This window comes from Pseudoalteromonas sp. HM-SA03, assembly GCF_002289345.1.
GTDB lineage: Bacteria > Pseudomonadota > Gammaproteobacteria > Enterobacterales > Alteromonadaceae > Pseudoalteromonas.
The window spans coordinates 65,478-87,430 of record NZ_NSDG01000029.1 but is presented as its reverse complement, the minus strand read 5'-3'; the positions used below and the strand labels follow the sequence as shown (position 1 = coordinate 87,430).

The window sequence follows — 21,953 nt, the reverse complement described above, 5'->3', positions numbered from 1 at the left end:
TTTTACTGAATACTACCTAGGCGTTCAAAACGAACACCAGTTGGAACCCACCCTGGCAAAATGCTGTCTGGGCCATTATTAAAATCAAAACTTAACCAAATAAATACTGCTCTTCCAACCAAGTTTTCATCAGGTACAAAACCCCACATACGACTATCTTGGCTGTTATTACGGTTGTCACCCATCGCAAAATAACTTCCCTCTGGTACTACCCACTCATCGCGGCGAGTACCTGGTTGTTGATAGTAGCGATCTGTTAACTCTAACACTTCAGGATTAATTAAAATATCATGTTCTACGTTTGGCAAATGCTCTGTTAGGCGCACTAACTGCATTGGGCCTTGCGTAAACTCATCACGATTTACAATGTCTACATCAATCTTGTTATATTCGCCACACATTAACCCGTTTGCTTCGCTCTGTCCGTCTTCACACTTAGGTTTAATATAAAGTTGACGATTGCGATAAACAATGTGGTCGCCCGGCAAACCAACAATACGTTTGATGAAATCAATACGCTCGTCTAGCGGAAACTTGAATACGGCAATATCACCGCGCTCAGGCGTGCCCGTTTCAATGATTTTGCTACGCCACACAGGGTCTTTAATCCCGTAAGCATATTTTTCCACTAGGATAAAATCGCCATCCAATAAGGTTGGCATCATTGAGCCTGATGGAATTTGAAACGGCTCAAAAATAAACGAACGGAAAATCGTAATTGCAGCAATCATTGGAAAAATAGATTTCGCGTTTTCAACAATGGCAGGTTCAGGTGCTATTTCCGCAATGATGTCGGCATCCAACTGGGTGTCAGACGCACCTTGCGCAATAGCAAGCCTAGCTTGTCTTTTTGGTGCATACACCAAGTGATCGATCAACCAAATAAGGCCCGAACCGACCGTGAGTAGCACCAATAAAATTGAAAAATAACCTGCCATTTGTATTTCCTGTTACTTGCCTACTTTCAATATTGCTAAGAATGCGTCTTGTGGCACCTCAACGTTACCAAGTTGCTTCATACGCTTCTTACCTTCTTTTTGCTTTTGCAGTAGCTTTTTCTTACGGCTCACGTCACCACCATAACATTTTGCGATTACGTTTTTACGTAACTGCTTAACTGTACTACGCGCAATAACGTGATTACCAATTGCAGCTTGAATAGCAATATCAAACATTTGGCGAGGGATCAATTCTCTCAGCGCCTCAGCTAACTGACGGCCACGCGTTTGTGAACCATCACGGTGAACAATTATTGCAAGCGCATCAACGCGGTCGCCATTGATCAGAATATCCACACGCACCATGTCTGATGCTTCAAAACGCTTGAAGTTGTAATCAAGTGATGCAAAACCACGGCTGGTAGACTTCAACTTATCAAAGAAGTCCATCACCACTTCTGACATCGGCAATTCATAGGTTAACGCAACTTGCTTACCGTGATAGGTCATCTTGGTCTGCATACCACGCTTTTCAACACACAGCGTGATCACGTTTCCTAAATATTCTTGCGGAACGAGAATATTTGCTTCAACGATTGGTTCACGAATTTCAATAATATCGTTTACTGGCGGTAGATCAGACGGGTTATCGATTCTCACCACACCGTGCTTAGTTTCTACTTCATAAATTACCGTTGGTGCCGTGGTAATAAGATCCATATCATATTCACGTTCAAGGCGTTCTTGAATGATCTCCATATGAAGCATACCAAGGAAGCCACAACGGAAACCAAAACCCAGTGCCGTCGAGTTTTCAGGCTCGAAGAATAATGATGCATCGTTTAGGCTTAGTTTGTTCAGTGCATCTCGGAAGTTTTCATAATCATCAGATGAAATTGGGAACATTCCCGCATATACCTGAGGTTTTACCTTCTGGAAACCTGGCAAACGGTCTGTTGCAGAATCGCGAGCCATAGTAATGGTATCACCAACAGGTGCGCCATGAATATCTTTGATACCTGCGATAACAAAACCTACTTCACCCGTTTTCAACACTCCGGTATTGGTCTGCTTTGGTGTAAAGATACCAACCTTGTCTACTTGGTGAGCTTGCTCTGTAGACATAATCTTGATCTTCTCGCCCGCTCGTAATTCACCGTTTTTAATACGCACCAATGACACTACACCTTGGTACGGGTCAAACCATGAATCGATAATCAGTGCCTGTAATGGCGCACTTGGCTCACCTTCTGGCGGCGGAATATCACGTACGATCACTTCGAGTACTTCATCAATGCCGATACCCGTTTTCGCACTACAACGAACCGCTTCTAATGCTTCTATACCGACGATATCTTCAATTTCTTCAGCTACGCGAAGTGGATCTGCCTGTGGTAAATCAATTTTGTTCAGAACCGGAATTACTTCCAAGTCCATCTCTAGTGCGGTGTAACAGTTCGCTAGCGTTTGTGCTTCAACACCTTGACCTGCATCAACAACCAGTAGTGCACCTTCACAAGCGGCTAGAGAGCGCGAAACTTCATAAGTAAAGTCAACGTGTCCCGGCGTGTCGATAAAGTTTAGCTGGTAAGTTTCGCCATCTTTTGCTTGATAGTTAAGCGTTACACTCTGTGCTTTAATGGTAATGCCGCGCTCACGTTCGATGTCCATCGAATCCAGTACCTGCTGCTGCATTTCGCGGTCTGTTAAACCTCCACAAACTTGGATTAAGCGGTCTGATAGCGTCGATTTTCCATGGTCAATGTGGGCAATAATAGAAAAGTTACGGATATGCTTCATATACTGGATTCAATACTTCTGTTAGTCACAAATAGAGATTAAGGGCTCGATTTTACATTTTATTTAGTACAATCACCATCTATTTGCGTTATTGGTAGGCTAATTGGGTAAATTTTTATCACTTTTACCTGATGTTTGAGTTTATCCCCTTGGACTTTGGCGAAAAATAAACCGAGTGTTGCACTGGTAAATGCAATAAGTATCTGCAAAGGTTCATTAAGACCAAGTACGAGAGCCGCAATAAACATGCCGGCAAAAGCAAAAAGCAATGGCATCATGTAAACATAAAACGCATGTTTCACCACATTAGAGTCGTCTAATGCTAACTTAATTTTTTGGCCAATTTCGACAGATTCCGTCAAATCTACAAGAAATTGCTTTTTGTGGGTGCCAAAGAGTTTAGCGAATACCTGGGAGCCGCACTTGCCGTTACAGCCTTCACAAGCGGGTTTTGGTTGTGCTTCTAAATAGACAGTTGCACCTTTTATGGCGGCAACTGTCAGAGTTTGTTCTATCATAAAGGTCTTTTCACAGACTCAGCGATTGCTTTTGCGGTCATTGCTGGAATATTTCCAACTACAGATACATCAAATGCACCTGTGTTGTGTACGTACACCGTTGTCGCACCTGAAGAAAGCGCACCACTTGGACGCTGACCCGGTAAAGGACGTTGTACAAATACCGAAATATCGACAAGGCCGTCGGAAAACAAGTAGTAGTCTGCCAGCTCGTTGTTTAAATCTAACTTATGTCTATCAGATTTTAGCAGCTCAAAGCCCTGAGGTAACCAACCAATTTGCCAATTGTTTTTTGTGCCATTCTCAAGTGTCTTCAACAACCCAGATACGGCTTCAGGAAACTGCTTTTGTGAAAGTTCTAACAATTGCTCGGCTGGGGTTTCAGTCACACTGATATGGGTAAGCTGAAGCTGTTCTAACAACTCGCCTTGTTGATTTACGTAAGCGGATTTTAGCAACAGAGATGACTCGGTATCGATCCACAACCAATAGTTGTATTTAGCGTCATCTTTTGCTTCTAGTCTGACAAGCTGAGCAGGTCTGTCAACGATCCGACCTTTACCACCTAAAACAAAATCATAGCTTTCTTTGAGGCTGTCGATATTTTTGAATAAAACTTCGGGAATAGGGCCTGCTATCGAATCTGTTTGGATGGTGTAAGGGTCAGACTTTGGTTCAAAGTAAGTCACTTTGTCACCAATGCGGATCATTTCAAGTCCAGCACCATTGAGCAAACTTAAAAGCTCGAATTCAGTCCCATCTTGGTTACCATGAAGCCAACGGTAAGGCTCCATAGATTTTCCTTTTACCACGACAAACGATGCATCAAAGTTTCTATGATGCACCGCTTCGGCCATATCTTTTAGCAGTTGTTTGGCTGATACGCTTTCATTTGCCCACAGCCAACTAGAGAAAAATACACTTACTACAACTAACAGTGCTCTCATTTATTGCTCTTTTTCCTCTTGCTTTTCAGCGGTGTTATTTTCGCCAGATTGCTGCAGCGCATACGCCATGCGTGACTGTCTTTGGTGCTCTAGCACCAATGCACCAATACGTTGCTGCTGTAACTCTCGAATGCCTTTAGCCGCTGATTCAAGCGCAGGCTCAGTTGATAAGCTCACAGGAGAAACGCCTCCAGCAAAAGGAGTAGATTGCAACTGTAACGTATCGCCCGCAGGTAAAGTCGCGTCAGTGCTTAGCGTATTAACCCCAAGCACAGCAAACAATGACACACTTGCCGCGATAGCCACTTGTGCAAACGGCTTACGCCATGCACTTAGCTCAATCACATTGCTCTTTGGCGTCGTTTCTTTCACTTGCTCAACGGCAGGCTCACTATACGTTTGCTCTTGTTCGAGTGCCGCTGCGAAGCTACTGGTGATATCAATGCAAGGTGTGTCTTGCTTTTGACTACGCATTACATCGCCAATCAAGGCATACCGAGCAAACTTTTGTTCGTCTAAACGAACATCAGTTTCAGCGTTGAGTGACAGATCACCGTCAAGAATTTGCGATGTCGTTAAATCTTCTGTCACTTGTTTTTCAGCTTGTGCCATATTAAGACTCACCTATTAATGGGTTCAAATTGTTATCTATCGCTTCCCTTGCGCGAAAAATTCTCGAACGAACTGTACCTACCGGACAATCCATAATGACAGCTATTTCCTCGTAACTCATACCTTCGATTTCACGCAAAGTAATTGCGGTTTTTAAGTCGTCAGGCAAGCGCTCGATAGTTTTGAAAATCACTGCTTTCACTTCGTCGCTTAACAATAGATTTTCCGGTGAAGCGTTCGATCTTAATTGGTCTGCGCCATCATAAAACTCGGCTTCTTCCGCATCTACGTCGTTTGCTGGCGGCTTTCGACCAAGCGCCACCAAATAATTTTTTGAACAGTTAACCGCGATTCTATACAACCAAGTATAAAATGCGCTCTCGCCCCTAAAGTTAGGCAACGCTCGATAAGCTTTAATGAACGTTTCCTGTGCCACATCTGCCACATCACCTTGATTCGCTACATAACGCGAAATAAGCGCTGCGACTTTATTTTGATACTTGGCAACTAACAGGTTGAATGCGTTTTTATCTCCCTGTTGAACGCGTTTAACTATATCTAGATCTAAATCCTGCTCGCTCATTCGAGCCGGTACTCCTCTTTTTGCTTTTCTAAATCGTATCTAGTTGCCATCATTCACAGCTACTCTGACTTAGTACTGAATAAAAAGTTCTGTTTTTTTGTATTTTTTTTTAAAATAAACGAATTCATCCATCTTTGCGTACTATTTCTTGGCTGCTTTTTTAGCATTATTCCATTAGCAGTCACACAAAATGTTCTAAATGATTCTCATTAAACGGAACAAACTCTCTGCCTTCTATGATAGCAGATGTGGTATAAATAGCAGAATTAAACGCAAAAACAGTAAAGATCTTCGAATATGAAAAATACGACTCACCACAATACTGATGTAGTCATTATTGGCAGTGGCGCTGCTGGACTCTCTCTTGCGCTCTCTTTAGCAAATCACTGTAAAGTTACCGTGATAAGCAAAGGGGCGTTAAAAGAAGGCTCCACACTTTATGCTCAAGGTGGCATTGCCGCAGTATTCGATAAGAAAAATGACAGTATTGAATCTCATGTCGAAGACACGCTTGCGGCAGGCGCTGGCTTATGTGACCGCGATGCAGTGCACTATACCGCCTCAAATGCAAAAAATTGCTTGAAGTGGCTGATTGAGCAAGGCGTACCATTTGATATGGAAGTGGATAGCAAAGGGAAAGAGCGCTTTCATTTAACCCGCGAAGGTGGGCATTCACATCGTCGTATATTGCACGCGGCTGATGCAACGGGTAAAGCCGTTCAAACCACATTAATTAGCCAAGTGCAGTTACATCCAAAAATTAATATACTTGAGCAATACAACGCCATCGATCTCATCAAAGATAAACATGGCGACTCAAGCGATATCAAAGGCGTTTACGTCTATAATCGCAAAGCGGATAGAGTTGAGAGCATCTCGGCTAAGTTTGTCGCTTTAGCGACGGGTGGCGCAAGTAAAGTTTACTTGTATACCTCAAATCCAGATGTTTCTTCGGGTGACGGCATCGCAATGGCGTGGCGTGCGGGTTGTCGTGTGGCCAACATGGAGTTTAACCAATTTCATCCAACCAGCTTATACCACCCTGAGCTACAAAACTTTTTAATAACCGAAGCCATGCGCGGTGAAGGCGCGCTGCTTAAACGTCCTGACGGCACACGCTTTATGCCTGACTTCGATGAGCGCGAAGAACTCGCCCCTCGCGATGTGGTCGCCCGTGCCATTGACTATGAGATGAAACGATTGGGCGCAAATTGCGTCTATCTGGATATCTCACATAAAGACAAAGAGTTCATCATTGAGCACTTCCCTACGATTTATGCTAAGTGCTTAAGTGTTGGTTTAGATATCACCAAAGAGCCAATCCCCGTAGTGCCAGCGGCGCATTATACCTGCGGTGGTGTTATGACTGACTTTAACGGTCGTACTGACATCGACAATTTATATGCAATCGGCGAAGTGGCTTACACAGGTCTACATGGCGCAAACCGCATGGCGAGTAACTCGTTATTAGAATGCATTGTGTTTGCCCACGCAGCCGCAAAAGATATTTTAGCTAAAATCGATAATCGTCCTGAGCCATCTAAGTTACCAGATTGGGACGAAAGCCGTGTCAGCGACTCGGACGAAGAAGTCGTGATCACCCACAACTGGCACGAACTTAGATTATTTATGTGGGATTATGTTGGCATCGTTCGCTCAACTAAACGGTTAGAGCGTGCGCTACGCCGCGTTGAGTTATTGCAGCAAGAGATCCACGATTATTACGCCAACTTTAGAGTGAGTAACAACCTGCTTGAATTACGTAACTTAGTACAAGTAGCTGAACTGATTATTCGCAGCGCGTTAGAACGTAAAGAAAGTCGTGGACTGCACTATACCATTGACTTCCCAGACATGGCTGAAAACCCCACACCGACCGTTTTGTCACCGACAAAATAATAATATTTGCATGTAGAGCATGTGCTGATTTTTATCGCCATGCTCTAGTCGCTGTTTCTAATTGGCTTGCAGCGCGGTGCGACAAAGTAAACGCCAGTCGGCTTCTGGTATTGCCTGTCGAGTCAAAAATACCTGCTGCTTAGCTTGGTTCGCATCCATGATTTTTAGCGCTATTTGACTATCAAACCATATGGTTGCACCAATAAGCTGCCCTTTGAAATTTATCGTTTGCGACTGTATTTCAACAAAATTTTCCTTTGGGAGCATGAGTACAGTACCGGCCTTTGGCGTACGAGATAAAACAGTTCGCCAACTGCAATAACCTGTCACGACGAACACGATGGCGACTAACCACCACAGCGTTGGAAACAGCAGAAAAAGGATAAAAGCGAGGCAAGAAAAAAGAACCACAAAGAAGGCGTGGTTCTGAAGATTGTGTTGAAAGTCGATTCTATACGCGGATCCGATCAAGGATTAACTTAACCATGCGTTTTAGCTCTGGATCTGGGCATTCTTCATGACCCATAAACCAAGCGAATAAATCTGGATCCTCACAGGTAACTAGACGCTGAAACACGTACTTACCTTCGTCGGATAGCGCGTCATAAGCCTGCTCAACAAACGGCTCTAAAATAACGTCCAGCTCTAACATGCCACGTCGGCAAGCCCATTTAACTCGAGCTTTAGGCAGCAACTCAACCATAAACTGATTAACCCCTCATAAACTATTGAGAAAATTATACCCACTGTGCAGGACATATGCCATAAAACTTATAGAAATGGCACATTGAAATCGTCCGTCCCTATCTCCACTTATGATTTTACGGTAACATTACGAAAACACTTTAATAGGGATCAACATTATGTCAATTGCTCGTGCTTATGCGCTTCCGTTCAAGGTTATTCGCATTTCAGGACAAGATAAACTTAGCTATTTGCACGGTCAGGTTACTCAAGACATTAACCTTATCAAAGAAGATAATTTTATGTGGTCTGGGCATTGTAGCCCTAAAGGCAAGCTTTGGTCTGTGTCGCGCTTAACCCGCTATCAAGACGACTACTTAATGCTTGCAGGTGTAGCCGAAGCTGAAGCATCACTTCGTGAGCTAAAAAAGTACGGCGTTTTTGCCAAAGTTGACATTGATTTTGCTGACTGCGAAGTCTTTGGCTTAATGACTCAGGACAGTAAAGCGCTTGCTAGTGCTTTTGGCGTTGAGCTTTCGTCTGACACAAGCGCTGTAGATGTTGCCAACGGCAAGCTATTAAAACTCGCAGACGAGCGCTTTGTTTTCATCGCGTTCGACGGTGCAAGTTTACCAGCGGACGTGGAACAACAAAGCAATCCAGCACCGTTTATTGCGGCCAGCATTTTAGCGGGTGAGCCAAGTCTTGATGCAGATCACGTGGACGAATTTGTGCCACAAATGGTTAACCTTCAGGCCCTTAACGGGATCAGCTTTAAGAAAGGTTGCTATACTGGTCAAGAAACCGTAGCTCGTATGCGCTATCTTGGTAAAAACAAACGTGCCATGTACATAGTGACAGGCAATGCTGCAGAGCGCACCGAAGAGGCAGACATTGAACTGCAGATTGAAGACAACTGGCGTCGTGGTGGTAAGATTATTCAACAAACCTTTGATGCTAACAGCAGCCGTTATTATGCGCTGGCTGTGATGCCAAATGACACACCACAAGACGCGGTGCTAAGAGCAAAAAATTCACCAGAGGTGAGTCTTACTATTCAACCTCTACCTTATTCTTTAGAAGACAACTAACGGGATCTTATATGATTATTGGCCCTAACTCGGTAGTGACAATCCACTACTCAGTTCAAGACAAAGACAACAACACGATTGATAGCACATTTGATGATGAGCCTGTAATAGCGATGCTTGGCTCAGGCTATCTGATCCCAGGTCTTGATGATGCCCTACAAGGCAAACAAGCTGGTGACACTTTCAGTGTGACCATAGAGCCACAAGAAGGCTATGGTGAACGCTTTGACGAACTGACTCAGGCGGTTCCTAAATCAATGTTTGAAGACATGGAAATCGAAGTGGGTATGCAATTTAGAGCTACCACCGACGAAGGCGACCAAATCGTTGTGATCATTGGTATCGAAGACGAAGAAGTCATTGTTGACGCGAATCACCCGCTTTCTGGGATCACGCTGAATTTTGACGTTGAAGTGCTTGAAGTACGTGAAGCAACGGCTGAAGAAGTTGCCCACGGCCATGTTCATGGCGAGGGCGGTTGTGGTCACGACCACTAAGATTAGTCGAGTTACTAATAGAAAGCGCTGACTATTCAGCGCTTTTTTCTTGTTTAAGTTTACTTTCCATTGCCGTAACCAAGTTGGCTTGGTCATTTGTACCTAAGCGATATTTAGTGCCGTCCTTCATCACCACTTCAAGCGCCTTGAATCCGGCAACTGTGTATACCCAACCATCTGTGCTGATCCGCATGCCAATGCCATGACGGAGAGAATTAGTCACAGGCTGAACATAATCGATATCGTCAAACTTTAAGGTCATTTTGGCGACCGACGGTCCAAACCACCAGCTTAACGTTTGTTGCTCTTGATTCACTTGAATGGTTAAGCCGTAAAAAATAAACGCAACAAGCGCGAGGATCACCAAAAAGCCAACAAAGGCGAGATTGCTACCAGTGAGGAAAATTGCCAATATGGTAAAACTGGCGATAAAGGCTAAAAACAGCCATATAACCCATGCAAACTGTGTATTTTTATACATCGATAATCTTCTTAATCAAAGCTGTAAACTAATGTAGCACCAAGTTCGGTGTCTACTTTTTCTTTTTCATTTTCTGGCTGCGAATTATAACGGTAAATAAACGCAAACTTCAGCGCAATCCCGCCAATCACTTGTGTAACTAGCGCAGACTCAGCAAACAATCGAGAGTTTAAACCCGACAGCGATTGTTCGAAACTGACGTCTTGATTAAAGCGGGTACGCTTTGAAACGTTTCTTTCCCACTGCAATGCCATACGCAAAAGCTGGCCTTGCTGCGTTCTATCTTCCTCCGGTTCAAGCTCGATTTCGTTATCCACACGAGAAATGGACATACCGGGACCAACGTCGATATCTACCGTGTTCTTTCGTCCCTCGTACACACGATTGCCATAACCAAGCGCAAATGTCGTGGTATATTCCTTGCCATTAAACTTGTCACGCTCATAGTCACCGTACATAAAGAACGAAGCGTTATCGTCTCCTAATTTGTAGTTACCTTGCGCAGAGCCAAAGTAGCGCGACGCTGAGACATCTTCGACGTCTGTTTCTGTATTTTGCTCGCGGCGATAAAGGCCATTAAATTTAAATTGATTACGCCACTTGGGGAAATCTTGGTAAAGATTACTTTTAAACTTAAATGACGTGTTTTGCGTATTACCTTTGTTAACGATAAAGCCAAACTCAACGTCACCGTATAGCATCTCACCCTTGTGTTTTTGATGAATTTCATCATCGGGCATTTTGCCATATTCGTGAAAATCTTCGAATGGATCCGTAGCTAAGCTTGGTAGTGAAACCAAGCCAATTGCAAATAAAATGAAAGTTCTAAAAAATGGCACTGACAACTACTTTTCGGTTACTGCTTCCAAATAATATGACAAAACGGTGCATCTAAATCTCTGCTAATCAAGATTTTTGCGTACACCTGATCCGAGTCATCAAACTCGATACCGACCAAAACCTGAACGAAGTGCTCTGGTTCTGCTTCTTGTTCATACGCAGTTATGCTCGACCAACTCTCGTCCGGCTCACTTTCTTCAATGAAACCACGATCTTCGCGATGTTCGTTGAACATATTAATATCGTGTTCTTCAAGATTATCCGGGGCCAACTCAAGGAAGATATCATATGCTTGGTGAGTGGCTTCTTCGATGCTACAAAGTCTTGCTGTCATGGACGCTAGCCTGTGGTTTTAAAGTTGGCGCAATGATAGCAAAATGAGGTAAAACATAAATACTTAGTCGCGATAATCAAACAGAAAATAACGCTAAATGACGAACAAATTATCGGTAAAAGTTGAATGTTACGCCGCTTTTGAGTTATTACTCTAGAACTATCGCATAAAATCCGCAGGGAGCATCTCATCATGATTTCATTTTCCGAAGCGAACAACATCGCATTTGTAACCTTATCTCGACCAGAAAAACAAAACGCGCTGTCTGTTGAAATGTTTGTTGGTTTAGATAATGCGATAAAGAAAATTAGAAAAAGCAGATCAATTAGAGCTGTCGTTATCCAAGGTGAAGGCCCACATTTTTGTGCAGGTCTAGATGTAAAAAGCGTGCTGAATAAACCTTCCGGGATCATCAAGCTACTTAAAAAATGGTTACCCGGGAATGCTAACTTAGTACAAAGAGTCGTACTTGGCTGGCAAGCTTTGCCAGTTCCTGTCATCGCCAAGATCACAGGCAACTGTTTAGGTGGTGGCTGTCATATTGCATTAGGCGCGGATATTCGTTTAGCCGATAGTAGCGCGCAGTTTGCCATTATGGAAGCCAAATGGGGACTTTGCCCTGACATGGGCGGCAGCTTACTTTTGCCTGCCACAATGAACAAGGATAAGGCATTGCTAATGACAGTCCATGCACAGCGAATAGACGCCCAGCAAGCACTAAAGGACGGTCTCATTACCGAGCTCTGTGATGATGTTGACGCTAGACTCTCAGAGTTACTCACTCAATTTACCGCACGCTCGCCAGATGCCATTGCAGCAATTAAGAAAGTGTATAATCGAGCCTACAACCAGCCCGCACGTAAACTATTGTGGTTAGAAACGTGGTCACAAATTAAATTGCTCGCCGCTAAAAATACCAAAATTGCAATGAAGAATGCCTCTGTAGCAGATGATAATAAAAAGCCATTTTTGCCTCGCATGAAGTGGTAACGCTAGGTTGAATGCCTGTTTGCCCAAAGTATAATGGTCATCGCAATACGAGAGCGTACAATGGGCCATCATGCATGCTAGGCCATTGCAGCGCTAAGGATTTACATTTAATGGTACACAGAACGAAGTTGATATTACAATTTGCACTAGGCTTTGCCATCATTTTAGCGTGCCTCTTCAGCGCTAAGTGGATAATTCAGCTTAGTGCTTTACAGATCCCAGCCGCCCTACTTGGCATGGTGTTTCTTGTCATACTCCTTGCCACAAAAATTATTAAAGTAGAATGGTTAGCACCCGCAGCTGAGCCTATTTTAAAATACATGGCGCTGTTTTTTATTCCAGCGGGAGTAGGCTTGGTAGAGCATCTCAGTTTGTTTCAATCCCATTGGCTTATGCTGCTGTTATTGCTAGTTGGTGTTCCAACAATAAGTCTTGTATTGTTAAGCCCTATCGTAAAGAGTATCAAGTTTCGTGATTAATTTGATTGCGGCGTCAGCGCTCACTGTGCTGTTATTTTTTAGTGCACGCAAACTATATCAGCGCATCTCCTTACCGATATTAAACCCTGTGCTGATCTGCATTTTGGCCATTTCGGCATTTCTACTGTTTACAAAGTTCAACTACAAAGTATATCAACAAGCAACGCTACCAATTCATTACTTGTTAGAGCCAGCGGTCGTTGCACTCGCCTACCCTTTGTATAAACAATTTCACCAAATTAAACCGGTATTTTTTGCATTGTGCTTAACCAGTTGGTTGGGTGTTTCACTGTCTACGTTAAGCGCTTTTTTTATATGCCAACTTTTTGCTGCCGATCCGCAGCTCTCGGCTTCAATGGCGGCCCTGTCAGTTACAACACCAATCACCTTACTCATTAGTGATTATCTCGGGGGTATTCCCGCTATTGCAGCGATTATGGTGATACTAATTGGTGTATTTGGTGGCGTGTTTGGACTACATATTTTGCACTGGTGTAAAGTCGAATCTATGCAAGCGAAAGGCACTGCGCTTGGTGTTGCTTGCCATGCGATAGGCACAGCCGCAGCGATAGAACATCATCCTATGGCCGGCGCTTTTGCTTCTGCAGCGATGACAATTACCGCCATGATTACTGCACTTTGGGTGCCTTTGTTTTATCATTGGTTGGCTACTCTAATTTAATAACTCGGGATACGACTGTGATCAATCAAGAAATCGAGCAAATAGAACACTATTACAACATTATTCGAGAGTATCTGGTGACGTACAGTTTCCAATTGCTCGCTGCGATATTCATCTTCCTTCTCGGTTTGTGGTTATCAAGAAAACTGTCTAAAGCGACTGAAAACTTGATGCTAAAACACAATATCGATCCTGCTTTAACCAACTTTATTGGCAATGTGATCAAAGTGCTTATCATCACCATGTTTGTGATTATTTCGCTTGGCAAGGTTGGCATCAGTATCACACCGTTTGTTGCCGCCATCGGTGCCGCGTCTCTAGGTGCTGGTCTTGCACTGCAAGGTATGCTGGCAAACTATGGCGCTGGGCTTGCCATCATTGCTACCCGCCCATTTGTGATTGGCGATACCATCAGCATCAAAGGGGTTAACGGCCAAGTGAAAATGATTGAGCTTGGACATACCACGCTCATCAACGAAGACAAAGTAGAGATCACTATCCCAAATAAACATGTGGTGGGAGAAATTCTCCATAACTCGTTTGCAAACTCTCTGGTTAAAGGTGAAATAGGGATAGCTTATGATGCTGATTATCAAGGTGCATTAACACTTATCAATCAGGTACTCGCTGATAATGCGAAGGTCAGTCAAGACCCTAAGCCTCAGGTGGGGATTGAGGAATTTGCCGACAGTGCGGTGATATTGAGCTACCGCTACTGGGTGCCTACAACTTCACTTATCGAAACTAAATTAGAAGTGAATAAAGCCGTGTTTGCCGCGATTAAAAATGCGGAAATCGAAATTCCATTCCCGCAACGAGTGGTTAAAATCATTCAGTGAGTAAACTCAATAACGGCTAACACCCTAGCCGTTATTCTACCCTCAGTTTTCATCAGGCTTTTCCATATAAAAGCCACTGCGTAAATGAAGATCGCGCTGTGGAAACGGGATCTCGATTTGATATTTTCGGAAGGCATCGTCAATAGCCCAGAGGTAATCAGAGACCAGCGCCGTTGGTCGCTTTACCTGTTCAGGTTGCACCCAAACTCCTAGCGTGAAATTCAAGCTACTATCACCAAACCCTGTCATCCATACCGTTGCTTCTCGCCCCGGCGTATTCAAGGTATATTGGACATTTTTGGCCGCTTCCAATGCGGCACGCTTCACCTTCTCTTTATCGCTGCCGTAGGCCACCGAAAAAGGAATACGGAAACGACGATATTTGTCCGACATTGTCCAATTGGTAATTGTATTTGACACCATTTCCGAGTTAGGAATAAGCAGGTCGACGTTGTCATTTGTACGGATCCAAGTCGAACGCATGTGAATGGCTATCACTTCCCCCACCACCCCGTTGGTCAGCTCCACAAAGTCCCCGACTTTGACTGTTTTCTCTAGCAGTAACACCAGACCAGAAACAAAGTTATTCACCAGACCTTGTAGACCCAAACCAATCCCAACGCCGAGTGCACTAGCAACAAGCGCTAATTCAGTGATCTCTACCCCTAAGGCCGTCAGCGCAATAATAAGACCAATAAATAATACGATGTAGTGAATGATCCTGCCTATCACATAGGCTGAGGTATGCTGGATCACTCCTTGTCTTGAAGCAAGACGATTAAATGCTAGTCGTAGGATCTTGGAGATCACCAAAGTTGCAACGATCACAGCGATAAATGAGAGTGCCTCTCCCACCTCTAATGAAAATTTACCTAATGAAAATAGCTTTTGTTCAAGCCACGGAATATCTACGTCTATATCTATTGGTGCTTTTATCATGGTTATATTTTTTGTTATCTCGTGAAGTTAAGTGTGTGAGGCTAGCAGCAAAAATACAAGTATTAGAGGTGCCTAAATCATGCTTTGTTCAAGCTACTCGCTTGACCTTTTACAGGGCTCATGACTAAATAAAGGACAAATAAATAACAAAAATACTACTGCGGATTGGTAAAATACGTCATGAAAAAGTCCCTACTCGCTTTAACCACTTATCTCGCGCTTGCGTTGCCAGCTCATAGTCAATCGCTTGCGGACCTTACCACGCTCGAAGCACAAACCAAAATACAAAATCGAACTTTATCAGCAACGCAACTCACTGAGTTTTATTTAAAAAGGATTGCACAACTTGACGACAGTGGCCCTATGCTCAATGCCGTGATCACGCTCAATCCCAACGCTTTACAAGACGCTAAAAAGCTTGATGCCGAACTACTCGCGGGAAAATATCGAGGGCCACTTCATGGCCTGCCAGTTATTGTTAAAGATAATATCGACACCAGAGCGCCAATGGCAACAACCGCAGGCGCGCTCGCCCTGCAACACAACGTCAAAACCCGAGCTGCGCCGCTTATCATCCAGTTAGAACAAGCCGGCGCTATCATCCTTGGCAAAGCCAATTTAAGTGAATGGGCAAACTTTAAATCAAGTTTCAGCTCGAGCGGCTACAGCACGCTCGGTGGTCAAACCAAAAACCCGTATGTGTTAGATAGAACACCATGTGGCTCAAGTTCAGGCTCTGCCGTTGCCGTCTCCGCAGGTCTTGCACTGCTCGCCATTGGCACGGAAACTGACGGCTCTATTGTTTGTCCTTCAGCACATAATGGTGTTGTAGGTATTAAACCGACTGTCGGTTTGGTTTCTGGTGAAGGCATTGTTCCTATCAGTCATAGCCAAGATAGCGCAGGCCCTATGGCAAAATCGGTGATGGGTGCCGCGTTATTGCTCAATGCTATCGTTACCGATGCAAAACAGCCGATTGATTTTACCCAAGGCTTAAATGCTGCCAGTTTCAAAGGCAAACGAATTGCTATCACCAGTCATCTAGGTCAGTTTCCACCAGCAGTTCAAGCGGTATTTGCAAAAGCCGTTGCAACCATGAAAGCAAATGGCGCAGAAATAATTGAAGGGTTAGACTTACCTGAGCTGGAAGCTTTAGGCTCCGCCGAATTGGATATTTTGCTCTATGACTTTAAACATGATCTCAATGCTTACCTTGCCAAGACACCAGAGCTAGTAAAAGTAAAGAACCTAAACCAGCTCATCCAATTCAACCAGCAACATCCCTCCACCATTAAGTACTTTGATCAATATTTGATAGAGGAAGCAGCAAAGAAAGGCGATATCACAGAACACCGATATCAAGAAGCCCAAGCTTTGGTTAAAAAATTTGCCCGCCAACAAGGCATTGATAAAATAATACAAGAACATCGCCTTGACGCATTTATCGCACCAACGAATACCCCAGCTTGGAGTATCGATATCATTAACGGTGATAATTTCTCGGCCTCGTCGTCATCTCCCGCCGCGATTGCAGGATATCCAAGCATTACAGTACCGATGGGTTTTCATCACGAGCTACCACTGGGTATTTCTTTCTTCGCTGAGGCTTATAGCGAAGCGAAGTTAATCAAGCTTGCCTATGCTTTCGAACAGTTGACTAATGCACGCAAAGCGCCTGAGTTTAAGGCGACATTAACGCCATAAAAATAATAGTGACGTTATAAATAAAAATGCCTTCACATCGATTGATGTGAAGGCATTTTTATTTGCGTATCGTGTTGGTACCAAGAAGGTTAAGCTTTACGCCAAGTTGTTTTGCCCGCGCTATCTTCTAACACAACGCCTAAGGCAGTTAGCGCATCACGCGCTTCATCCGCTGCAGCCCAATCTTTATTTTCGCGAGCGCTGCGGCGCTTTTCAATCAATGCTTCGATTTGCGCTACTTCGTCATCGTCTTGTTCGCCCTGTAAGAAAGATTCAGGGTCTTGCTGCGCAATACCTAAGACTTCCGCGAGTTTCACAAGAATAAATGCATGCTCACCTGCAGCTTCTGCGTCACTATCTTTTAAGCGATTCACTTCTTTTGATAATTCAAAAATCACTGGCAGTGCTTCTGGCGTGTTAAAGTCGTCGTTCATTGCTGTCTCAAAACGTTCAGCGTAAGCATTACCTTTAAGCTCGACTTCCACCAGCTCAACGCCACGTAGCGCAGTGTAAATACGCTCAAGCGACGAACGTGCTTGTTCAAGGTTTTCTTGTGAATAGTTTAGCTGGCTACGATAATGACCATTGATCAAGAAATAGCGTACTGTTTCTCTATCAAAAGCTTTAAGCACTTCACGTACGGTAAAGAAATTGCCAAGAGACTTAGACATTTTCTCTTTGTTAACTTGTACCATACCGGTATGGATCCAAGTATTCACATAACGGCCGTTATTTGCGCAGCAAGATTGGGCAATCTCGTTTTCATGGTGTGGGAATTGCAAATCTGAACCCCCACCGTGAATATCAAAAAATTCACCCAAATGCTTTGAACTCATTGCGCTACATTCAATGTGCCAACCCGGACGACCTTCGCCCCACGGAGATTGCCACGCAGGCTCACCCGCTTTGGCTTTTTTCCACAATACAAAGTCGAGTGGATCATCTTTGTCTTGCGCTACCTCAACGCGTGCGCCCGCTTGTAGCATTTCTAAATCCTGCTGAGATAACTGACCATATTGCTCAAACGTTGAGACATCAAACAATACATCCCCATCCTTCGCAACGTAAGCATGGCCTTTTTCAATCAAGCGCGCGATCATCTCGATGATTTCATCCATATGCCCTGTTACCGTCGGCTCAATATCCGCAGGTAGCATATTCAACGCAGTAAAGTCTTCATGCATGGCTTTGGTCATGCGAACGGTTAGATCATTAATCGACTCTTTGTTTTCCGCGGCGCGTTTAATGATTTTGTCATCCACGTCAGTAATATTACGCACATATGTGACGTCATAACCTAAATAACGTAAATAACGGTTCATTACGTCAAATGAAACGTAAGTACGTGCGTGTCCTACATGACAGAAATCATAGATAGTGATACCACACACGTACATATCAACCTTGCCTTCTTTGAGCGGTTTAAAAGGGGCTTTTTGGCGAGTGAGTGTGTTGAAAATCTGCAACATGTAGTTTTCTTCCTAAGTACGGTTCATTTTTTTAACAAAAGTGCTTTTAATCATACCACCTGCATAGCAGCGCCTCTAGATTTTAATAACGAATTACGGCAGTTTTTTGATTTTTTGCGCTGATTTTTAAGGAATGCTTTTTCACAAAAGCCCAGTTGATATAAAATAGGGTTTTATCATTCAACACGATGGACACTAACATGGTTGTTTTAGAAACAAATCACGGCGAAATCCGTATTAATCTTTTCGCTGACAAAGCGCCTGAAACGGTAGCTAACTTCCTAAACTACGTAAACAGCGAGTTTTATAACGGTACTATTTTCCACCGTGTAATCGACGGCTTTATGGTTCAAGGTGGCGGATTCGCATCGGGTATGGAACAAAAAGCAGTTGAAGCACCGATCAAAAACGAAGCTAACAACGGTGTTGCAAACAAAGTGGGTACTCTAGCAATGGCACGTACGCCAGATCCACACTCTGCAACTGCACAATTTTTTATCAATGTTAACGACAATGATTTCCTTAACTTCTCAAGCGAAACATCGCAAGGTTGGGGTTACTGTGTATTCGGTGAAGTTGTTGAAGGCATGGACGTAGTAAATAAGATTAAAGGTGTTGCTACTGGTTCTTCTGGTTTCCACCAAGACGTACCGCTTGAAGATGTGATCATCGAAAAAGCATACGTTGCTGAGTAATATCCTACTTTTTATTCAAGGCCAGTATTTATGCTGGCCTTATTAGTTTTGAGGTCCCATGGGTAAAACCTATTTTATCGCCGACTTGCATTTAACCGAGCACCGCACTGATATCACCGACGCATTTTTCGCTTTTCTCGACCATCATATGACCGCCGATGTCGACGCTTTATATATTCTGGGTGATTTTTTTGAAGTGTGGATTGGAGACGATGAAAAAGACCCCTACGCCCTGAGTATTGCACAAAAACTGCGAAGCTTGAGTCACCTTGGCATTCAAGTCTTTTTTATTCACGGTAACCGTGATTTTTTAATCAAACAGGCCTTTGCTGACGAATGCCAAATGACTTTGCTCCCTGAACAAGCAGTGATAGATCTATACGGCACACCAACGGTGATTTTGCACGGCGACGAGATGTGTACACAAGACGAAGCCTATCAAAAGTTTCGTAAGAAGAGCCGCGGTTGGTGGTGGCCAAGATTGATGCTTGCTATGCCACTTTGGTATCGTCGTAGAGTTGCTGCAAATGCAAGACGTAAGAGTATTGAAAACCAAAAAGGCAAGCCCCTCGAGATTCTAGACGTCACCGAAGAAGCAGTGGCTGAAATGTTCGCAAAACATGGCGTAGACAATATGATCCACGGCCATACCCACAGACCAAAAGTGCACACCTACCAAGGTGGTAAGGTACGCACTGTGCTTGGCGATTGGTATTCACAAAGTTCATATATCGTCGTTGACGAAAGTGGTAAACAGCAGCTCCTTTGCCATCCTTTTGAATAAATTTAGTGTTTAGATAGGCGCACCTGAGTGAAACTTGAAATCGAGGTCCGGCGAGCTGATAAGCTCGTTTTCTACTTGTTGAAATAGTTGAATGCGCCCAGCTACATCACAGCGCTTAGGATCGGTTGCGTTGGCAACTTGATGCGCCAAATCAATATAGTCTTGGTAATGTCTGGCTTCAGAGCGCAATAGCGACACATAAAACTTAGCAATTTCTTGATCTAAGTGTGGCGCAAGCTTGGCGAAACGCTCACATGAACGAGCCTCAATGTAGGCTCCAATGATCAGTTTATCAACCAGAGCTGCAGGTTCATAAGTGCGAATTTGTTTAATCATTCCAGACGCATAGCGAGATGCTTGTACGTACTCAACAGGAATGTCACGTACCCTTATGATTTCTAGCACCTGTTCAAAGTGATGTAGCTCTTCTTTGATAAGCCTCACCATCTTACTCAAAATATCTTGATTGTAGGCATATTCAGGCCGTGCAGTTAGCTCACCGATCAATTCATTTTTACTGCCTGAAAACTCGCCATCACCAACACTGCGATAAATAAAATCTTCGTAGGGTTGCAACCAACTTAACAATGTTTTTGCAGACGCATCATCAATTGCATATTTGCGAATTAAAAAGGCCGCACTTTGTGCCGCTTTTAACTCACAATGCATATGATCGATAAGCAACGATGGTAAGTGCTCGCTTTGCTTTGCTTTTTCAATCCAAGCTTGCGGGGTTTCACAGCCCAAAAATTGGTTAATAGGCGTAAGTAAATCTGTGTACTTTTCTAACATAACAACAAAAGACTAATGTGTTTGCGCCATTTTATCATAACTTCTCGCTACAAGGTGCACCACTAGGCTATTCCCCAAGAAGTTTTAGATCATTCTGAAAATAGTAATATTGCTATTCAACTACATTTTCTTGACAAAAATTAACTCATCTCTCATAACTTAATTGAATTGTACAAAAATAGTACAAACCTATATTTGAGGGGCTAACTATGATCTTTAATCATCTATGGGGCTTATATGCTCACCCGCACGAAGAGTGGCAAACAATTGATAACCGTCACGAAAGTATGTTTTACAGTTTGTCACATATTGCACTTGTTGCGCTGATCCCAAGCATTATGGGGTATTATTCTTCAGTCTACTTAGGCTGGAGTGTTGGTACTGGGGATGCTGTCTATTTAACTCATGAGTCGGCAATATTAATTGGTGTTGCAATGTACTGCGCATTAATTGCAGGCGTCTTTATTCTGGCGTATCTCGCCCACTGGATGGCCATCACTTTTGGCTCAACACCGACCTATACACAGACTCTAGAGTTATCGGCTTACACGGCAACACCAATGTTTATGTCGGCTTTTGCGGCATTTTATCCTGAGCTTTGGTTTGTCGTATCGGTTGGGATGGTTGCGCTGGCGTACTCCGTTTACCTGCTTTACACGGGCGTGCCTATTCTGATGCATATTCCTGAGGAGCGTGGGTTTATTTATGCCAGCTCGGTTGTGACTTGTGGCCTAGTGCTGTTAGTCATCATTCTTGCTGCAACCGCTATCTTGTGGACTAATGGCATAATAAGCCCTACGTTTACGTAACCTGAGAGTGGGATAAAAATAGATTAATCTATGTCTGCTAACGCTAGTTGTATTTGCTTGGAAAATGAAAAGACGAACGTTTTCTTGGCTTTTATCCTAAATGATGAATAAAAACGGCGCTTGTTTAGCGCCGTTTTTATTTTGTAGGTCGAAATATGACATGGGGTTGTCGATATTTGTCGACATAAACGTCGACCTACTGTGCTGCGAATACTTCGTCAGTTTTAGCGGCACAAATAAAATCGTTTTTATGAAGACCTTTGATAGAGTGGCTCCACCACGTTACCGTCACTTTACCCCATTCGGTAAGTAAACCTGGGTGATGGCCTTCTTCTTCAGCCATATCGCCCACCTTGTTTGTGAACGCAATTGCTTGTTTAAAGTTTTTAAACTTGTAAACACGCTCAAGCTGCATAATACCATCGCGTACTTCAGGTACCCAATCAGGGATCTGTTTGATCAGAACCGCTAGTTCTTCATCTGATACTTTAGGCGCATCCGCACGACACGCTTCACATTTTTGTGCACTTAAATCAGACATTGATAA

At 43.6% G+C, this 21,953-nt stretch carries 26 protein-coding genes; 11 read left to right on the top strand and 15 right to left on the bottom strand.

Annotation, left to right across the window (positions count from 1 at the left end):
- Window positions 1–2 precede the first annotated feature (2 nt).
- The 6 genes from lepB to rpoE are packed head-to-tail and all read right to left on the bottom strand — an operon-like array spanning window position 3 to window position 5,398.
- The gene (gene lepB, locus CKO50_RS06200) at window positions 3–938 is read right to left on the bottom strand and encodes a signal peptidase I (RefSeq protein ID WP_095727455.1); all 936 of its coding nucleotides are present in this window, start codon (window positions 936–938) and stop codon (window positions 3–5) included.
- Window positions 939–950: 12 nt separating this feature from the next.
- Window positions 951–2,738, bottom strand: coding sequence for a translation elongation factor 4 (gene lepA / locus CKO50_RS06195; RefSeq protein ID WP_095727454.1), 1,788 nt, complete (start codon window positions 2,736–2,738; stop codon window positions 951–953).
- Window positions 2,739–2,797: 59 nt separating this feature from the next.
- On the bottom strand, window positions 2,798–3,256 hold the full coding sequence (locus tag CKO50_RS06190) for a SoxR reducing system RseC family protein (protein WP_095727453.1): 459 nt from the start codon (window positions 3,254–3,256) through the stop codon (window positions 2,798–2,800).
- Window positions 3,253–4,203: a MucB/RseB C-terminal domain-containing protein gene (locus CKO50_RS06185; RefSeq protein ID WP_095727452.1), complete on the bottom strand. Its 951-nt coding sequence runs from the start codon at window positions 4,201–4,203 to the stop codon at window positions 3,253–3,255. The genes CKO50_RS06190 and CKO50_RS06185 overlap by 4 nt, the downstream gene beginning before the upstream one ends.
- Window positions 4,204–4,815: a sigma-E factor negative regulatory protein gene (locus tag CKO50_RS06180; RefSeq protein ID WP_095727451.1), complete on the bottom strand. Its 612-nt coding sequence runs from the start codon at window positions 4,813–4,815 to the stop codon at window positions 4,204–4,206.
- A gap of 1 nt (window position 4,816) precedes the next feature.
- Complete coding sequence (gene rpoE / locus CKO50_RS06175; protein WP_010371267.1) at window positions 4,817–5,398, bottom strand: RNA polymerase sigma factor RpoE; 582 nt, start codon at window positions 5,396–5,398, stop codon at window positions 4,817–4,819.
- A 297-nt stretch (window positions 5,399–5,695) separates the two neighbouring features.
- On the opposite strand from rpoE, the gene nadB reads away from it, so the two are divergent.
- A complete protein-coding gene (nadB, locus tag CKO50_RS06170) occupies window positions 5,696–7,297 on the top strand; it encodes an L-aspartate oxidase (protein WP_069018605.1) in 1,602 nt (533 codons plus the stop codon).
- A gap of 57 nt (window positions 7,298–7,354) precedes the next feature.
- On the opposite strand, the gene CKO50_RS25055 is transcribed toward nadB, so the two are convergent.
- Together CKO50_RS25055 and CKO50_RS06160 are read right to left on the bottom strand one after the other, a co-directional pair.
- The gene (locus tag CKO50_RS25055) at window positions 7,355–7,768 is read right to left on the bottom strand and encodes a protein YgfX (protein WP_368665260.1); all 414 of its coding nucleotides are present in this window, start codon (window positions 7,766–7,768) and stop codon (window positions 7,355–7,357) included.
- Window positions 7,749–8,000, bottom strand: a complete 252-nt coding sequence (locus CKO50_RS06160) for a succinate dehydrogenase assembly factor 2 (protein ID WP_010371260.1) — start codon at window positions 7,998–8,000, stop codon at window positions 7,749–7,751. Before CKO50_RS06160 ends, CKO50_RS25055 begins: the two co-directional genes overlap by 20 nt.
- A gap of 160 nt (window positions 8,001–8,160) precedes the next feature.
- On the opposite strand from CKO50_RS06160, the gene ygfZ reads away from it, so the two are divergent.
- Together ygfZ and CKO50_RS06150 are read left to right on the top strand one after the other, a co-directional pair.
- The gene (ygfZ, locus tag CKO50_RS06155; RefSeq protein ID WP_095727450.1) at window positions 8,161–9,072 is read left to right on the top strand and encodes a tRNA-modifying protein YgfZ; all 912 of its coding nucleotides are present in this window, start codon (window positions 8,161–8,163) and stop codon (window positions 9,070–9,072) included.
- A gap of 11 nt (window positions 9,073–9,083) precedes the next feature.
- The gene (locus CKO50_RS06150) at window positions 9,084–9,569 is read left to right on the top strand and encodes a peptidylprolyl isomerase (protein WP_010371256.1); all 486 of its coding nucleotides are present in this window, start codon (window positions 9,084–9,086) and stop codon (window positions 9,567–9,569) included.
- A gap of 31 nt (window positions 9,570–9,600) precedes the next feature.
- Here the strand turns inward: CKO50_RS06150 and CKO50_RS06145 are convergent, their stop codons facing one another.
- Genes CKO50_RS06145 through CKO50_RS06135 form a run of 3 tightly spaced genes read right to left on the bottom strand, consistent with a single transcriptional unit; the run spans window position 9,601 to window position 11,224 of the window.
- A complete protein-coding gene (locus CKO50_RS06145; RefSeq protein ID WP_095727449.1) occupies window positions 9,601–10,050 on the bottom strand; it encodes a hypothetical protein in 450 nt (149 codons plus the stop codon).
- 11 nt (window positions 10,051–10,061) lie between these two features.
- Window positions 10,062–10,889 carry a YdiY family protein gene (locus tag CKO50_RS06140; RefSeq protein ID WP_095727448.1) on the bottom strand — a complete coding sequence of 276 codons (828 nt, stop codon included), beginning with the start codon at window positions 10,887–10,889 and terminating at the stop codon, window positions 10,062–10,064.
- Between the two features lie 17 nt (window positions 10,890–10,906).
- Window positions 10,907–11,224 carry a DUF440 family protein gene (locus CKO50_RS06135; RefSeq protein ID WP_010371248.1) on the bottom strand — a complete coding sequence of 106 codons (318 nt, stop codon included), beginning with the start codon at window positions 11,222–11,224 and terminating at the stop codon, window positions 10,907–10,909.
- A 192-nt stretch (window positions 11,225–11,416) separates the two neighbouring features.
- On the opposite strand from CKO50_RS06135, the gene CKO50_RS06130 reads away from it, so the two are divergent.
- The 4 genes from CKO50_RS06130 to CKO50_RS06115 all read left to right on the top strand — a co-directional run bounded on the left by CKO50_RS06130 (window position 11,417) and on the right by CKO50_RS06115 (window position 14,214).
- Entirely contained in the window at window positions 11,417–12,214 is a 798-nt protein-coding gene (locus CKO50_RS06130) for a crotonase/enoyl-CoA hydratase family protein (protein ID WP_095727447.1), read from the top strand.
- 110 nt (window positions 12,215–12,324) lie between these two features.
- Window positions 12,325–12,693 (top strand): CidA/LrgA family protein, encoded by a 369-nt coding sequence (locus CKO50_RS06125; RefSeq protein WP_095727446.1) that lies wholly within the window; start codon window positions 12,325–12,327, stop codon window positions 12,691–12,693.
- Window positions 12,686–13,375: an LrgB family protein gene (locus CKO50_RS06120; protein WP_095727445.1), complete on the top strand. Its 690-nt coding sequence runs from the start codon at window positions 12,686–12,688 to the stop codon at window positions 13,373–13,375. The genes CKO50_RS06125 and CKO50_RS06120 overlap by 8 nt, the downstream gene beginning before the upstream one ends.
- Window positions 13,376–13,392: 17 nt before the next feature.
- Window positions 13,393–14,214, top strand: a complete 822-nt coding sequence (locus CKO50_RS06115) for a mechanosensitive ion channel family protein (protein ID WP_095727444.1) — start codon at window positions 13,393–13,395, stop codon at window positions 14,212–14,214.
- Between the two features lie 42 nt (window positions 14,215–14,256).
- Here the strand turns inward: CKO50_RS06115 and CKO50_RS06110 are convergent, their stop codons facing one another.
- Window positions 14,257–15,153, bottom strand: a complete 897-nt coding sequence (locus CKO50_RS06110) for a mechanosensitive ion channel family protein (protein ID WP_095727443.1) — start codon at window positions 15,151–15,153, stop codon at window positions 14,257–14,259.
- A 180-nt stretch (window positions 15,154–15,333) separates the two neighbouring features.
- Here CKO50_RS06110 and CKO50_RS06105 point away from each other — a divergent pair, with 180 nt between their 5' ends.
- Window positions 15,334–16,857, top strand: coding sequence for an amidase (locus CKO50_RS06105; protein ID WP_095727442.1), 1,524 nt, complete (start codon window positions 15,334–15,336; stop codon window positions 16,855–16,857).
- An 89-nt stretch (window positions 16,858–16,946) separates the two neighbouring features.
- Here the strand turns inward: CKO50_RS06105 and cysS are convergent, their stop codons facing one another.
- Window positions 16,947–18,326: a cysteine--tRNA ligase gene (cysS, locus tag CKO50_RS06100; protein WP_095727441.1), complete on the bottom strand. Its 1,380-nt coding sequence runs from the start codon at window positions 18,324–18,326 to the stop codon at window positions 16,947–16,949.
- A 200-nt stretch (window positions 18,327–18,526) separates the two neighbouring features.
- Here cysS and CKO50_RS06095 point away from each other — a divergent pair, with 200 nt between their 5' ends.
- Both CKO50_RS06095 and CKO50_RS06090 read left to right on the top strand, forming a co-directional pair.
- On the top strand, window positions 18,527–19,021 hold the full coding sequence (locus tag CKO50_RS06095) for a peptidylprolyl isomerase (protein WP_095727440.1): 495 nt from the start codon (window positions 18,527–18,529) through the stop codon (window positions 19,019–19,021).
- A 58-nt stretch (window positions 19,022–19,079) separates the two neighbouring features.
- On the top strand, window positions 19,080–19,805 hold the full coding sequence (locus CKO50_RS06090; RefSeq protein WP_095727439.1) for a UDP-2,3-diacylglucosamine diphosphatase: 726 nt from the start codon (window positions 19,080–19,082) through the stop codon (window positions 19,803–19,805).
- A gap of 9 nt (window positions 19,806–19,814) precedes the next feature.
- On the opposite strand, the gene CKO50_RS06085 is transcribed toward CKO50_RS06090, so the two are convergent.
- On the bottom strand, window positions 19,815–20,597 hold the full coding sequence (locus tag CKO50_RS06085; protein ID WP_095727438.1) for a tRNA-(ms[2]io[6]A)-hydroxylase: 783 nt from the start codon (window positions 20,595–20,597) through the stop codon (window positions 19,815–19,817).
- A gap of 209 nt (window positions 20,598–20,806) precedes the next feature.
- On the opposite strand from CKO50_RS06085, the gene CKO50_RS06080 reads away from it, so the two are divergent.
- A complete protein-coding gene (locus CKO50_RS06080) occupies window positions 20,807–21,406 on the top strand; it encodes a Yip1 family protein (protein WP_010606742.1) in 600 nt (199 codons plus the stop codon).
- Between the two features lie 196 nt (window positions 21,407–21,602).
- On the opposite strand, the gene CKO50_RS06075 is transcribed toward CKO50_RS06080, so the two are convergent.
- Entirely contained in the window at window positions 21,603–21,947 is a 345-nt protein-coding gene (locus CKO50_RS06075) for a 4a-hydroxytetrahydrobiopterin dehydratase (protein WP_010606741.1), read from the bottom strand.
- Window positions 21,948–21,953 lie beyond the last annotated feature (6 nt).